The organism is Bradyrhizobium sp. S3.7.6, from assembly GCF_054061875.1.
Genome location: NZ_JBSSEQ010000001.1, coordinates 7055956 through 7070672 on the forward strand (window position 1 = coordinate 7055956; position 14717 = coordinate 7070672).

12 protein-coding genes are annotated in these 14717 nt (G+C 64.4%); 6 read left to right on the top strand and 6 right to left on the bottom strand.

Going from position 1 to position 14717, the window contains the following annotated elements; all coding sequences use genetic code 11:
* The first annotated feature begins 3 nt into the window (after positions 1–3).
* Both fdhD and ACVJ5M_RS34435 read left to right on the top strand, forming a co-directional pair.
* A complete protein-coding gene (fdhD, locus tag ACVJ5M_RS34430) occupies positions 4–834 on the top strand; it encodes a formate dehydrogenase accessory sulfurtransferase FdhD (RefSeq protein ID WP_063984540.1) in 831 nt (276 codons plus the stop codon).
* Positions 821–1057: a formate dehydrogenase subunit delta gene (locus tag ACVJ5M_RS34435; protein WP_028151503.1), complete on the top strand. Its 237-nt coding sequence runs from the start codon at positions 821–823 to the stop codon at positions 1055–1057. The genes fdhD and ACVJ5M_RS34435 overlap by 14 nt, the downstream gene beginning before the upstream one ends.
* On the opposite strand, the gene ACVJ5M_RS34440 is transcribed toward ACVJ5M_RS34435, so the two are convergent.
* Both ACVJ5M_RS34440 and ACVJ5M_RS34445 read right to left on the bottom strand, forming a co-directional pair.
* A complete protein-coding gene (locus ACVJ5M_RS34440; RefSeq protein ID WP_354099359.1) occupies positions 1014–4001 on the bottom strand; it encodes a bifunctional [glutamine synthetase] adenylyltransferase/[glutamine synthetase]-adenylyl-L-tyrosine phosphorylase in 2988 nt (995 codons plus the stop codon). The genes ACVJ5M_RS34435 and ACVJ5M_RS34440 overlap by 44 nt on opposite strands.
* Entirely contained in the window at positions 3998–5452 is a 1455-nt protein-coding gene (locus ACVJ5M_RS34445) for a sensor histidine kinase (RefSeq protein WP_063984542.1), read from the bottom strand. The genes ACVJ5M_RS34440 and ACVJ5M_RS34445 overlap by 4 nt, the downstream gene beginning before the upstream one ends.
* 280 nt (positions 5453–5732) lie before the next feature.
* On the opposite strand from ACVJ5M_RS34445, the gene ACVJ5M_RS34450 reads away from it, so the two are divergent.
* The 4 genes from ACVJ5M_RS34450 (at position 5733) to fcl (ending at position 10752) form a co-directional block, all read left to right on the top strand.
* Positions 5733–5897, top strand: coding sequence for a hypothetical protein (locus tag ACVJ5M_RS34450; protein ID WP_231144474.1), 165 nt, complete (start codon positions 5733–5735; stop codon positions 5895–5897).
* A 447-nt stretch (positions 5898–6344) separates the two neighbouring features.
* Positions 6345–8654, top strand: coding sequence for a polysaccharide biosynthesis tyrosine autokinase (locus ACVJ5M_RS34455; RefSeq protein WP_225048739.1), 2310 nt, complete (start codon positions 6345–6347; stop codon positions 8652–8654).
* A 69-nt stretch (positions 8655–8723) separates the two neighbouring features.
* Positions 8724–9794: a GDP-mannose 4,6-dehydratase gene (gene gmd / locus ACVJ5M_RS34460; protein WP_231144472.1), complete on the top strand. Its 1071-nt coding sequence runs from the start codon at positions 8724–8726 to the stop codon at positions 9792–9794.
* Positions 9766–10752 carry a GDP-L-fucose synthase gene (gene fcl / locus ACVJ5M_RS34465; protein ID WP_283018562.1) on the top strand — a complete coding sequence of 329 codons (987 nt, stop codon included), beginning with the start codon at positions 9766–9768 and terminating at the stop codon, positions 10750–10752. Before gmd ends, fcl begins: the two co-directional genes overlap by 29 nt.
* Positions 10753–10796: 44 nt before the next feature.
* On the opposite strand, the gene ACVJ5M_RS34470 is transcribed toward fcl, so the two are convergent.
* From ACVJ5M_RS34470 to ACVJ5M_RS34485, 4 genes are all read right to left on the bottom strand, one after another.
* A complete protein-coding gene (locus tag ACVJ5M_RS34470) occupies positions 10797–11159 on the bottom strand; it encodes a helix-turn-helix domain-containing protein (protein ID WP_071915570.1) in 363 nt (120 codons plus the stop codon).
* Positions 11160–11424: 265 nt separating this feature from the next.
* Entirely contained in the window at positions 11425–12876 is a 1452-nt protein-coding gene (locus ACVJ5M_RS34475; RefSeq protein ID WP_354099360.1) for an undecaprenyl-phosphate glucose phosphotransferase, read from the bottom strand.
* 208 nt (positions 12877–13084) lie between these two features.
* Complete coding sequence (locus tag ACVJ5M_RS34480) at positions 13085–14125, bottom strand: peptidylprolyl isomerase (protein WP_283018561.1); 1041 nt, start codon at positions 14123–14125, stop codon at positions 13085–13087.
* Entirely contained in the window at positions 14122–14715 is a 594-nt protein-coding gene (locus tag ACVJ5M_RS34485) for a hypothetical protein (RefSeq protein ID WP_208072374.1), read from the bottom strand. The genes ACVJ5M_RS34480 and ACVJ5M_RS34485 overlap by 4 nt, the downstream gene beginning before the upstream one ends.
* Positions 14716–14717: the final 2 nt, after the last annotated feature.

Below are 14717 nucleotides of genomic sequence, written 5' to 3' on the forward strand. Positions count from 1 at the left end.
GGCATGCACGTGCCGGTCCAGGCCATCGACCGCGAGATCTGGCGCGACGGTGCCGCGTCCGAAGGCACGCGCCTGATCCCGGAGGAGACGCCGCTGGCGCTGACCTATAACGGCGGCAGCTATGCCGTCATGATGGGGACGCCGCAGAACCTCGAGGATTTTGCGGTCGGCTTCAGCCTGGACGAAGGCATCATCAGGTCGGTCGACGACATCAAGTCGCTCGAAGTGGTCCGCCTCGACGACGGCATCGAGCTGCGCATGTGGCTGGCGTCGGAAGATGCCGCGCGCATCAGCGAGCGGCGGCGGCACATTGCCGGCCCGACCGGCTGCGGCATTTGCGGCATCGATTCAATCGCCGAGGCCGTGCGGCCTGCGGCCGTCGTCCCACCAGGGTCCAGCTTCACGCCGCAACAGATCATGACGGCGATACAGGCGATCGCGCCCCTGCAATCGATCAACATGCAGACGCGCGCGGTCCACGCCGCGGCCTTCTGGTCGCCATCGAATGGCATTGTGGCCCTGCGCGAGGACGTCGGCCGCCATAACGCGCTAGACAAGCTCGCAGGTTCGCTGGCGCGCAGCCGGACGGACGCTAGCGTGGGCATGGTGCTGCTGACGAGCCGTGTCTCGGTCGAGATGGTGCAGAAGACGGCCGCAATCGGCGCCCCGGTGCTGGTCGCCGTCTCGGCGCCCACCGCGCTCGCGGTTCGCACCGCGGAAGCCGCCGGCATCACGTTGATCGCGATTGCCCGCAGCGATGGGTTTGAAGTATTCACGCACCAGAGTCGCGTTACGGCTCATCGTGCTCAGGAGATTATCGATGTCGTCGCCTGACCGCCTCGTCTACATGGCCAACCAGATCGGTACCTTCTTCAAGAGCCAGGGCCACGACAAGGCCGTGCCGGGGATCGCCGACCACATCAAGAAGTTCTGGGATCCCCGGATGAAGCGCGCGATCTTCGCCCATCTCGACGCGGGCGGCGCAGGCCTGGAGCCGAACGTGCGCGAGGCTCTCACCTCGCTGAAGCAGACGACGTCCCTTCCAGCAGCGCCGTAAATACGCGCCTCACCTCGCTCTGCGTTTCCTTCACGCGCGCCTCCAGCGACGAGAAGTCGGGCGCATCGCCGGCGCGCGCCATCACGCGCTGAAGGTCGGTGCCGGCGGTCTCGGGCTTGAAGCCGTCGCTGACGCAGAGCCGCAGGATCTGCGTCAGGTCGTGATAGAGCCGCGCCGCCGCGCGAAGGATCTCCGCCTCCGATTGCGGGAGCACGTTGAGCTTGGCGGCGTTGTCCAGAACCTGAAGGGTGCTGACGTCGAGAATTTCAGGCTTGTCATGGGCGTGCACGAGCTGGAGATATTGCGCGATGAAGTCGATATCGACCATGCCGCCTGCAGCGTATTTGAGATCCCAATGGTCGCTCTCGCCCTTCTCCTGCGCGATGGCGCGCCGCATGTCGGCGACGTCGTTGGCAATGGTCGCCCGATCGCGGCGGCGGGTCAGGACATCGCGGATGATACGCTCGATCCGCTCACGGAATTCATCCGAGGCCGATACCACGCGGGCGCGGGTCAGGGCCATGTGCTCCCAGGTCCAGGCCTCGTTGGCCTGGTAGTCCGCGAATGAGACGAGGCTCGACGCCACCGGACCGGCGCGTCCCGACGGGCGCAGCCGCATGTCGATCTCGTACAGCACACCGTAATTGGTGCGTGTGGTGAAGGCACTGATCAGGCGCTGGGTGAAGCGCGCGAAGTAGTGGGCGCCCTGAAGCGATTTGGCCCCGTCGGAGTCCGGATTGTCGCTGTCGAAATCGTACAGCAGGATCAGGTCGAGATCGGACGATGCCGTCATCTCGCGGCTGCCGAGCCGGCCCATCGCGATGATCGCGGTCTCCTGATCCTTGATACGTCCGTGTTGGGCGGCGAAGCGTTCGGCGACAAGATCGTGCACGGTGTGGACGATGCCTTCGGCGACATCGGCGAAAGCCGTGCTGGCCTGCTGCGCCGAGACAGTACCGGAGAGAATGCGCGTGCCGATCAGGAACAGGCTCTCCTGCCCGAACAAGCGGAGACGGTCGAGAAATTCCTCATAGGAGTCGGCGTCGCGCACCGTCGCGGCCAATCGCGCCGACAATTCCTGCTTGTCCGGCATCGCGCCGAAGAATCTGGGATCGATCAGGCCGTCCATGAGCTGCGGCTTCCGCGCCAGCATCTCGCCGAGCCGCGGCGCCGCGCCGAGCACCAGCGCCACGAGCGCGACGAGATCGCGGTTCTGGCCGAGCAGCGTGATCAGCCGCCCGCCAAGCTGGAGTGCCTGGAGGAACTGATCGAACGCCACGACGGCGCGATCCGGCTCCTCGGCCCGCGCGAGGCCGTCGATCAGGGCCGGCACGAATTCGACGAAAGCGCTTCGCGTCTGGTCGTTGCGGAACACGCGGTAGTCGCCTGTGATCCAGTCGCGTATGGTCTGCGCGAGCGCGGCCGGCTTCTTGAAGCCGAGCGTCGTCAAATATTGCAGCAGGCGCGGATCGTCAGGACCTGCGCTGTAGTCGAGCGCCGGCAGCTTTGCCGTGCCGGTCGGGTCATCGCCCTCGAACAGCTTTTCGTAATGTCCCTGCACGATCTGGAGCTGCCGCAACAGGTCGCGCGCAAAGGCTTCGCGATCCGGATAGCCAAAGAAGCGCGCAAAGCGCTCGACCGCCTCCTTGTCGTCGGGCAACGCATGGGTCTGCTCGTCGGCGATCATCTGGAGGCGGTGCTCGACGCGGCGCAGGAATTCATACGCAATGGTCAGCTCGTCACGCGCGGCAAAGGTGATCCAGTTGCTGGTGGCGAGAATATCGAGCGCAGCGAGCGTCGGCCGCACCCGCAACTCCGGATGGCGACCGCCGGCGATCAGCTGCTGCGTCTGCGCGAAAAATTCGATCTCGCGAATGCCGCCACGCCCGACCTTGACGTTGTGCCCCTCGACCGCGATCTCGCTCTGGCCGCGATAGGTCTGCATCTGACGCTTCATGTCGTGGACGTCGGCAAGCGCGGCGAAGTCGAGATGCTTGCGCCAGACGAACGGCGCGATTTCGGCGAGCAGCGCCTCGCCCGCTTTGGCATCGCCGGCGCAGGCACGCGCCTTGATCATCGCAGCACGCTCCCAGGTGCGCCCTTCCCGCTCGTAATAGTTCAGCGCGGCGTCTCGCGAAATCGCCACTTGCGTCGAGGACGGATCGGGACGCAGGCGCAGGTCGACGCGGAAGACGTAGCCGTCATAGGTACGCTGCTGGAGAATGCGCGCCACGCCCTGCGTCACCCGCACGAAGAACGGCTGCGGCTCGATGTCGGGTGCGAGCGTCGTGGCATCGGGATCGAAGAACACGATGAGGTCGATGTCGCTGGAATAGTTCAGCTCGCCCGCCCCCATCTTGCCCATCGCGAGCACGATCAGGCCGCAGCCCTCTTCCGGAGCTTCGGGATTCGGCGGCAGGATCTTCCCACGTGCGGCTTCCTGCCGCAGCTGGTACTGGAGCGCCGCCTGCACCGAGGATACCGCGACATCGGTCAGCGCCGCCGTCACCCGCATCACCGGCCAGACGCCGCCGATATCGCACAGCGCAGTGAGAAGCGCCGCTTCGGCCTTCATCCTGCGAATCAGCCGCATCACCTCGGCTTCGTCGCCTGCCGCGAGCACCGCGTCCCTCGCCTCCGCGATCAGCAGGGCGAGATGCGCATCCGGATCGCATTCCAGCAACCGGATCAGCCGCAGCGGGTCAGTGCGCACCAGATCGAACAAATAGGGCGAGAATTCTGCGATGCCGGCCAGAATATCCCGCGCGAAGGGATGAGCCAGCAACACGCCAAGACGGGCCGATTGCGCCGGCTCGAGCTCGGCCAGCCAGCTTTCAAGACGTCGTTCGTCGGTGGTGGAAGCGGCAATATGGGGAGCCTCCGCAAAGCGCGCGGCGAGGCTCTCACCAGTCTTGTCCGCGTTTCCCGGCGCGGAGTGGTTCATGCCACCTTCTGTGGCACATCCTGCATTGGCGGAGCAACCCTGTCGCCGGCGCGCGCCGGGAGCACCAGCGTGGCGACGAGGCCAGGCTGGGCATCACCCAGCCGCAATTCTCCGCCATGCAACGTCGCAACCGCGGCGGCAAGGCTGAGACCGAGGCCGGAGCCCGGCAGCGTGCGGCTGGCTTCAAGCCGCACGAATCGCTCGACGACATGCTTGCGGTCGGCTTCGGGGATACCAGGGCCACGATCGGTGACGCTGAGCAGCACCTGGTCTCCCTCGCGCCTCGCCTCGATGATGATCTGCCTGGAGTCCATGCTGACCACGGTTCCACCGGTCTGCGCGACCGGCTTGCCGTACTTGATCGCGTTCTCGACCAGGTTGGCGAGCGCCTGGCTGATCAATTCGCGGTTGGCGTGAACCGGCGTCGGCTCGGCCTTGACCTTCAAGGTCATGCCATCGTCCTCGGCCAGCGGCTCGTAGAGCTCGTGGATGCCGCCCGCGACTTCGGCGGCGTCGAAATCATCCATGTTGCCACGCGCCTGGCCGGACTCGGCGCGCGCGATCATCAACAGCGCATTGAAGGTGCGGATCAAGCCGTCGGATTCCTCGATGGTCCGCTCCAGCGCCGCTCGGTAATCGGTCTCGCTGCCCGATTTCGCCAGCGCCTCCTCGGCGCGGTTGCGCAGACGCGTCAGTGGCGTCTTGAGGTCGTGGGCGATGTTGTCGGAGACTTCCTTCAGCCCCGCCATCAGCGCCTCGATCCGCTCCAGCATCGCATTGAGGTTTTCCGCAAGACGATCGAGTTCGTCGCCGCTGCGCCCCACCGGCAGGCGCCCGCTGAGATCGCCGGTCATGATGCGCTGCGCGGTGCCGGTCATCGCATCGATGCGCGTGAGCACGCGGCGCGCGACGAAGATGCCGCCGCCGAGGCCCAGCACGACCACGATCAGGATCGACCATTGCGCGGCCTTGGCGACGATCCCGAACAGGCGCCGCCGCTCGTCGAGGTCGCGGCCGATCAGGAGGCGGAAACCGTTTTCGAGCTCGGTGACGCGCACCAGCGCGCGATGGTCGCGCTCGTCGGCGTCCTCGATCCGCTTGTAGGCCGTCTCCGACCAACCGCGCGTCGCCATTACGCCCGGCGCCAGCGAGCCGACATTGCCGGCGATCGCCTGCCCGGTCGGCGTGGTCACGAGATAGAGGTTGGCGCCCGGCCGCAGCGCCCGGTACTCGATCGCGAGCACGAGGCCGCGCAGGCCGCGACGGCCGTAGATCTCGTTGATCTCCGAGGTCTCGGCATTGACCGTCTGCGTGATTTCCTCGGTGATCAGCCGCCGCGTATTCCAGGCGAAATAGCCGAGCAGCGAGGCCGCGAAAATCGCAAACAGGAACAGGTAGACCAGCGTCAGCCGGAATGCCGTGGTGCGGACGAGTTTACCGAATGCCGTCACGGATCCGGTACCCAATCAGAGCGCTGCGCGTGCTATCACCGGTCATCGCAACTTCTCATATTCTCTTTTTGTTTCAAGCAGTTACCGCATCTTATGCTGTCTGGTTCCCGGCCGTCTCTGGCGAAAAAGCGGCAAGTTGGCGCGACTCTCTTCCGAGGCATCTGGTCAGTGGAATGGAACGTTAAAGTGGCACTCAATTCGAACCAAGTTAAATCCCTGCAAGCTGGCGTTCATGCGGACGGCGGGGCTATCTGGTCATGGGCGGGAGCGGCGATCGGGTGTGGCCTTCCGCTTCACTGACCTTGACGGTAAACGGCGCGCAAATGGTGTTCGCCGCGACGTACTGACGTTGAGCGGCGCGCCCAACCATGCCCGCGAATACAAGGTCATCTTGAAACGCGATGGCGTCGATCCGCGCGTCGAGAAGCGTCCCGGCAAGACGTGAGGCTTGGACCGCAAGCCACTGAACTTTGCGAGATCACGGAATGGCACCCGCCCCGGCCGATGCGCCATTTCCTCGACACGCCGACGCGAAAGGACGGCGCGTGACATCCGGCGTCGTCCGCCGCGATAACACATAACATATCGAACGACGCACCTACATCAGTTCATATCAAACTGTTGCAAATGTGTATTATTTGTTCGCTAGAGAAAGCCATCAACGTTACGGGGGCTGGCGTCACAACTCGGCGGGCCGGGCTCGGTCATGGCAAGACCATGAGTCGAGATACTCCTAGCTGGTAGAGTTATGCGACGATCAATGCCTCTCCCGCTGCCCTTGGGACCAGACAGGGTGAGATGCCCCGGTCAGGTGGAATTTCGCTGCGGTCGTGGCAGCGCCTTTTTGCTCCGAGCAACCGCCCGCCCGCCGAGGATGTGATCGACGATGGACATGCCGTTGCACAGAACCCGCGTCAACTATAGCGGTGGGCGGGAAGAAGCTTCGTCCTCGATGTCGGCCTTGATCGACCAACTGTCCGGACTGGCCCGGCGACAGTATCGGGTCATTCTCATCGTGCCTGCCGTGGCCATAGCCATCGGCCTGCTCTATCTGCTGGTCACTCCCTCGCAATACACCGCGACCGCTACGCTTTTGATCGACAGCAGCACGCTGCGGGTCCTGCAGAACCAGTTGCAGCCGCAGGGGGATATTCCGCTCGACACGCTTCAGGTGGGCTCCCAGGTCGAAATTCTCGCCTCGCGCAAGCTGGGACTCGACGTTGTAAGAAGCCTCAAGCTCGCCGACGATCCGGAATTCGCCGGTGGCTGGAGCCTGTTCTCGCGTCCGGACGTCACCTCAAACACGGTGGAAGAACGCGAGCAGAGGGCGCTCGATGAGTTTCTGGCCCACCGCTCTATCACGCGCGGCGACAAGACTTATGCGCTGAACATCTCATACACGTCGCGTAGCCCCGAGACCGCGGCCAAGGTCACCAACGCGATCGCGGAGGCCTATATCGACGACCAGCTCGGCGCAAAATACCAGACAGTCACCCGCGCAGGCGCCTGGCTGCAGGACCGGATCAACGAGCTGAAGTCGAAGGCGGCGACAGCCGATCGCGCCGTCCTGGAGTTCAAGGAAAAGAACAACATTGTCGACCTCGGCGGACCGAACGTATCGGCCGGCAGCGCGAGCCGGCTCATCGGCGAACAACAGCTGTTCGAACTGAACAGCCAGCTCGCCGCCGCCCGCGGCGCCACCAGCGAGGCCAAGGCCCGGCTCGACCGGATCGAGCAAGTCCGGAAAATGGACGTCAGCGAGGGCGCCGTCGCAGATATCCTGAAAAACGAGGTCATTACGCGGCTCCGCAATCAGTATGTCGACCTGTCTGCGCGCGAGGCCAACATCTCGACGAGATATGGTGCGGACCATACGGCCGCGATCAACCTGCGCGACCAGATGGAGGAAACGCGCCGAAACATCCGCGGGGAGCTCGGACGGATCGCTGGCAGCTACAAGAGCGATTACGAGATCGCCAAGACGCGCGAAGAAAGTTTGGAGCGGTCGCTGGCCAGCCTGGTATCCGAGGGCCAGCTCACCAACCGCGATCGGCTTGGATTGGCCGAGCTCGAAAGCTCGGCCAAGGTATATCACACGCTCTACGACACTTTCCTGCAGCGTTATATGGAGGCGATACAGCAGCAGTCGTTTCCGATCACCGATGCACGCGTGATCAGTCCAGCCGTCGCGCCGAAGAAGAAGAGCAAGCCGGTGGCGTCATTCGTCCTTGCCATCGCGCTCACGATGGGCCTGATGGCGAGCTTTGGAATTGCAGCCTGGCGCGAGGCAGTCGACGGCGTCTTCCGCACGGGATCGCAGGCCGAACAGGAATTGGGCGTCCGTTGTCTGTCGGTGATTCCGCTCGCGGCTGGACAGGCACCTCGTGCACCATCACCTCCGCGATCGATCGCGACCGGATTCGATGCAGAGGCCGGTCGACTGGGTCCGCCGCCGCAAACCGTGGAGAACGTGGCGGCGGATACACCCCATTACGCATTCATCGATCCGTTGAAGCGACGCGCAGTCGACGATCCGATCTCGGTCTTCACCGAAGCGTTTCGCGCAATCAAGATGAGAGCGTGGCTGGAATCCACCATCCGCGAGAACAGGCTGATCGGCATCACCTCGACCGTCGCGGGCGAAGGCAAATCCACCGTTGCCGCGAACCTTGCGTCGCTGTTGGCCGATGCCGGTCGACGCGTGATCCTGATCGACGCGGACCTTCGCAATCCTACGCTTGCCCGCTCGCTCACGCCACGGCCGTCAGCCGGATGGCTGGAGGTGCTGAGCGGGAAGATCGATCTCGCACAGGCCACGGGTCGAGACGCCGCCACGGGACTGGCACTGCTGCCTCTGCTGCTGACCGAAGCTCCGGTCCATTCCGACGAGGTGCTGGCATCGCAGGGATTTCGAACCCTGCTTGATCGACTGCGCGAAAGCTATGATTATGTTATCGTCGACCTTCCGCCGATCGCACCTGTCGTCGACGTGCGTGCGATCGTCCCGGTGATCGACTCCTTCGTGTTCGTGGTAGAATGGGGAAGCACCAGGATCAAGGCGGTGCGGCGCCATCTGCTAGCCGAGCCGGACCTTCACGATCGCCTGCTTGGCGTGGTGCTGAACAAGGCCGATCTGAGGGTTCTCGAAAAATTTGAGCAGCCGGGTGTTTATCAGAATGGATACTACAGAAGTGGCAGCTAGAGGTGCCGTTGAATCGATGCTTGGAGGGCGCCACGCCGGATCCCCGCTTCGGCGGGAGCGAGCGCTCGGATGAGCAAGCGGATCGCTCTCATCACCGGCGTGACCGGTCAGGACGGCGCCTATCTCGCCGAATATTTGCTGTCGCTCGGCTATGTCGTGCACGGCATCAAGCGGCGCTCGTCCTCGTTCAACACCGCGCGCGTCGATCACCTCTACCAGGACCCGCACGTCGGCAACGTGCCGTTCCTGATGCATTACGGCGACATGACGGATTCGACCAATTTGATCCGCCTGGTGCAGCAGATCCGGCCGACCGAGATCTACAATCTCGCCGCCCAGAGCCATGTCGCCGTCAGCTTCGAGAGCCCGGAATACACCGCCAACGCCGACGCCATCGGCGTGCTGCGCCTGTTGGAAGCGATCCGCATCCTCGGCATGGAGAAGGAGACGCGGTTCTACCAGGCCTCGACCTCCGAGCTCTACGGCCTGGTGCAGGAGATACCGCAGAAGGAGACCACGCCGTTCTATCCGCGCTCGCCCTACGGCGTTGCAAAACTCTACGGCTACTGGATCACGGTGAACTACCGCGAAGCCTACGGCATGTTCGCGTCGAACGGCATCCTGTTCAACCATGAGAGCCCGATCCGCGGCGAGACCTTCGTGACCCGCAAGATCACCCGCGGCGTCGCCCGTATCGAGGTCGGGCTGGAACAGACGCTCTATCTCGGCAATCTCGAAGCCAAGCGCGACTGGGGCCATGCCAGGGACTATGTCGAGGGCATGCACAGGATCCTGCAGGCCGACAAGCCCGACGACTTCGTGCTCGCCACCGGCGAGATGCGCTCGGTGCGCGAGATGGTCGAGCTGTCCTTTGCGCATGTCGGCCGCCGCATCGCATGGCGCGGCAAGGGCGTCGAGGAGACCGGAGTCGACGAGACGAGCGGCAAGACGGTGGTGAAGATCGATCCGACCTATTTCCGTCCGACCGAGGTCGATCTCCTCGTCGGCGACGCCAGCAAGGCGCGCGAGGTGCTCGGCTGGACGCCGAAGCGCAGCTTCGCCCAGCTCGTCGAGGAGATGATGACGAGCGACCTGGCGGAGGCAAAACGGGATGCGGCCAGTGGCAAACGCACCGTTTGAGCTGAGGGGCAAAAGCGTCTATATCGCCGGCCATCGCGGCATGGCCGGAGCCGCGCTGGTGCGCCGGCTGGCGCGGGAGGACGTGCGGCTCATCACGGTCGACCGGCGCGAGGTCGATCTCTGCAACCAGGCCGCCGTGTTCGACTGGTTCGCCAGGACGCGGCCGCAAGTGATCTTCCTCGCCGCGGCCAAGGTCGGCGGCATCGTCGCCAACAACACGCTGCGCGCCGAGTTCATCTACGACAACATCGCGATTGCCGCGAACGTGATCCAGGCCGCGCATCTCAACGGCGCCGAGAAGCTGATGTTTCTGGGCTCGTCCTGCATCTATCCGAAGCTGGCGCCGCAGCCGCTGCGCGAGGACTCGGTGCTATCAGGCCCGCTGGAGCCGACCAATGAGCCCTACGCGATTGCCAAGATCGCCGGCATCAAGATGGCGGAGGCCTATCGCAGCCAGTATGGCAGCGACTTCATCAGCGTGATGCCGACCAATCTGTACGGGCCCGGCGACAATTATCACCCTGAATTGAGCCACGTCGTCGCCGCCCTGATCCGCCGCTTCCACGAGGCGAAGGTATCGGGAGCAAAGAGCGTCATCGTGTGGGGCACCGGCACGCCGCGGCGCGAGTTCCTCTATGTCGACGACATGGCGGATGCCTGCGTGCACCTGATGAAGACCTATTCGAGCGCGGAGCTGGTCAACATCGGCACCGGCGAGGATATCACCATCGCCGAGTTCGCGCGCGTCGTGGCCGCCATCGTCGGCTACGGCGGCGAGATCAGTTTCGACACCTCGCGCCCCGACGGCACGCCGCGCAAATTGCTGGACGTCAGCCGTCTCGCTAAGCTCGGCTGGCGCGCGACGACCTCGCTCGAGGACGGCGTGAGGCGCGCATACGAGGCGTTCCTATCGAGCCATCCAGCCGCGGTACGCCAGCTGTCTGAGGTCTTGCGCTAGACGAGTAGGGATCATACGGACGGCCCGAAAGGCCGGTTCTGGCGCTAGCCGCTGTCGGGGCGCCGCAAGCGCGTTCCCTGGCGCGCCCGAAGTTCCTCTTCGTATTTCAGCTTTTCCAGCAGCATGTCGGTCACAAGACGTCGCAATTGCGCGTTCTCGAGCTCTAACCGCTTGATTGTGTCTACACTGCTGGCGTCGGCCGAACCGAGCGGCCGGCCATCGGCTTCGCTGCGCCGGCCACCAACCGGCTCGGACGAGTCGGGCATCTTCTTCCAGCGGTGGTAGGTCATGATGCTGACGCCAAGCGCCTTCGATATTTCCCGCTGGGTCTTCCCCTTGGCCGCAAGTTCGTTGGCTTGCGCCAGCTTGGCCGAAATCTCCTCCGAGGCATGCCTCTTGCCAACCATCGTGGTCCTCTCCGGCCAGAATCTTGCCAGTCCGGACTTAGTAAGCGCGAATCGTGAACGTTTTCAATAGGCCAGCGAGAAATCCTGGACCGGCTATCGGCCGGCAGACCCGTCAGCGCATGCGTCCGCCGATGCGAGAGGACATCATAAAGTGCGGTCCCGTGCTCCAACCGGTCGCGCCGCCGAACAGATCATTCCCAAATGTACCAATGTTAACTCTTGCGACGACACCGCTTCGAGGCCGGTTGCGGCCGAAAAGCTCTGGTCAATATGCGTTGCGCGGCCGGACCAATTCGAACGCCGTCTTCAGCATGATATGAATATCCAATATCAGGCTCCAATTATCAATATACCATAAATCGAGTGCAACTCTCCGTTCCATGAGCTCGAGCCGCGGCGTGCCCCCGCGATAGCCTTGAACCTGCGCCCAGCCGGTAATACCCGGCTTGACGTGATGGCGGAACGCGTAGTTCGCGATCATGCTGCCGTACTCGTAGTCGTGCACCAGCGCGTGCGGCCGCGGCCCGACGATCGACATATGGCCCTGGATCACGTTGAGCAGCTGCGGCAGCTCGTCGATGCTGGTCTGGCGGATCAGGCGTCCGACCCGGGTCACGCGCGGATCCTGCTTCGTGGCCTGCACGACCGTGCCGCCGTCCTCCTGGACCCTCATGCTGCGCAGCTTGTAGATCACGAACGGCTTGCCGTTGAAGCCATGGCGGCGCTGCCGGAAGATCACCGGCCCCTTCGACTCCAGCTTGATCGCGACTGCGACGAGGATCAGTGCGGGGGACAGTACGACCAGCGACGTCGCCGCCACGATGATGTCGAGCAGCCGCTTGGTCAGGCGATCGAGAACCGACAGCGGCGCCGGCTGCACCTCCACCATGTAGAGCCGTTGAGGCATCGAGGTCTGGTGGCGCAGCACGGTCGACACCGCGCGATCGGGCAACAGGCGCACCGGAAGCGGAATGATGCGCAACCGGTCGAGCAAGGCCTCGATGTCGCGGGGACCGGACCAGGACAGCGCGAGCACGATCTCCTCGGCAGCGGCCTCCCGTATGCGCTTCATCAATTCGTCTTCGTGCCTCCCCGGAGCAGAGAGTTTTGGCGCTTCGTTTCTCGGCAAAATGATGCGCTCGACCTCGTGGAGGCCAAATCTGGCGAGCAGGTCGCTCCTTCCGAACTGGGCCAGCTCGCCTTGCGTTCCGAACACCACCACACGCCGGCCGCGGATCGTGCCGGCGACAAGCGCCGAACGAAGGCGTCGTTTCCCCAGCCAGCGCGCGACGAGAAGGCCGGCGCCGCCGATCGCGAAGAGGCAGACGACCGAGCCACGCGAAGCGTCGCCGCCGGATTTGAACAGAAACAGCACGACCGCGAGGACGAGAGCAGCGAGACACCAGCCGGCCAGGACCCGCCCGTCGTCGAGCTCGTCGTCCAGCAGCTGGTTCAACCGGTAGAGACCGAGGAAATGTGCGACCAGGACATAGGCGAAACTCGCCACCAAACCGAGCCCGGCATAGAAGGAGCCGTCGGCGGTGCCACCAAGCGCGCGCTGATAGGCGATGCCGCCGATGGCGCCCGCTGCGACGATGATCAAGCAGTCGACGGCCGCGAACAAGGGTTCGATGAAGCTGAACGGGATCGCCAGACGGACCCTCGATCGGCCTTCGAACGCCGATATCGGCTCACCCGCATTGGTCAGATCGGTCACAATTCGCCCCCGGGTCGGTTCGCGATCCGGATATCACGGGCATTGTACCATAATTATGATACTTTTACTGTCGATTAACCAATGCATCATCCGTGGATGACGACGCCTTCGCCTCGTCATCCGATTGACATGAATCTGCAATCCGCCGCGTGCTCAAGCGCGATGAGATCAGGCTGAATTGCCATCGCGCTTCAGGCTATTTGTTCGTCTAGCGCAACGGCGCAGCGTCCGGCTTGGCGTCGGGTTTGGGCTCGATCAGCCTGGACAGCGCGATCTCGTTGACCACGGGCGGGGTCTGCTTCAAGAGCTCCGCCACATAGGCGCGGCGGTTGGCCTCGATGCGCTCGGCCCGCATCCGCTGCACGAGGGCCTCCCGCACGTCCGCCAGCGGCCGCGTATGCGACGCCTCGGTGTCGAGCAGCTTCAGGACGTGCCAGCCGTCCTCGAGCCGGATCGGATCGGCAATGCCTGACTTCGGCAGGCCGGTGACCTGGCCACGGATCTCGGTGCGCATATCGGGCTCGGCGACCCAGCCGATCTCCCCTTCCCGCCCCGCAGTTGCCGCATCGTCGGACGATGCCTTCGCGATCGGACCGAACTCCGCGCCCGGCTGCTTGATCTTCCGCACGACGTCATCGAGCTTCTTGCGCGCGGTGTCCTCAGCCGCCTTGTCGGCGTCCTTGGCGAGGTTGACCACGATCTGGGCGAGACGGAAGCGGCGGGGAACGAGGAACGCGCTGGCATTCGCCTCGTAGACGCTCTTGATGTCGGCCTCGCTCGGATAGCTGTCGCCGAGCGCCGTGACTGATTGCAGGTAGCTCTCGACGATCAAGGTATCGCGTGCGCGCGCAAGCTGCGTCACGACGGCCGGCTGCTGGTCCCACTTCTTGGCCGCGGCCTCCTTGAGCACCAGGCGGTTGGCGAGGATCGCGCGCACGGTCTGGCTCAGCAGCGCCGGATCACGCGCCATCGCGGCCTGTTGGCGCGCATCGAGAAGCTGGATGGTGGCGCGCACCTCTTCCGCGGTGACGTCGCTGTCGCCGACGCGGGCGATGATCTCGCTGCCCTTCACGGCCGCATTGTCCTGTGCCGCAGGAGCTGGCTGGACCGCCGCCGGAGTAGCCGGCGCAGGCGTTGCGCGCGGGGCTGCGGGCTGGGGTGGATTGCGCGTCTGCGCGAGTGCCGGCGATGACGCCGCGGCGTGGAGCGCACCGGCGAGCAGCACGAGCTTGAAAACGTTCCGGGTCATGGCTTGGCCTTCTGTTCGATGATCTGGTCGCGAAGATCCTGGGCGGCGTTCTGATGCTCGACCCGCTTGAACCCGATCACGGGATCGTGGTGGATCACCTTCTCCAGCGGATCCATCTTTTCATATTGCTTGACGGTATCGTCGGCGATCCTGACGAGACGGACATTCTTGGCCTCGCAGGCCTTGGCGCTCGCCTTCCACGTCGTCGCCTCGCCCTCGAACTTGGAGCGCTCCGCGTCCTTGGTCCGCGCAACGCTCGCCGCCTCACCATAGGCGGCCTTCCACTTCTCCAGGGAATCGTCGCGCTCGGCGATCCGCTCGTTGAAGTCCTTCACCGCCTGGCGATAGGCCTGCTCGGCCTCCTTGACCTGGGCGCGATAGCCCTCGATCTGCTTACGCAGACGGTCGCGCTCCTGCTCGGCCGCGGTCAGCTTGGCCTGGACCGCGGCCCGTTGATCCTCGGCGGCACGCGCCTGCGCGGTGGCGCTGCGCAGCGCCTCGCGCAAGCGATCGCTTTCCTGGTCGGCATGGGCGGCCGAGGCGACGACGAGCGCCAGTGCAGCAATTGACGACAGACGCAACAGCCGCATGA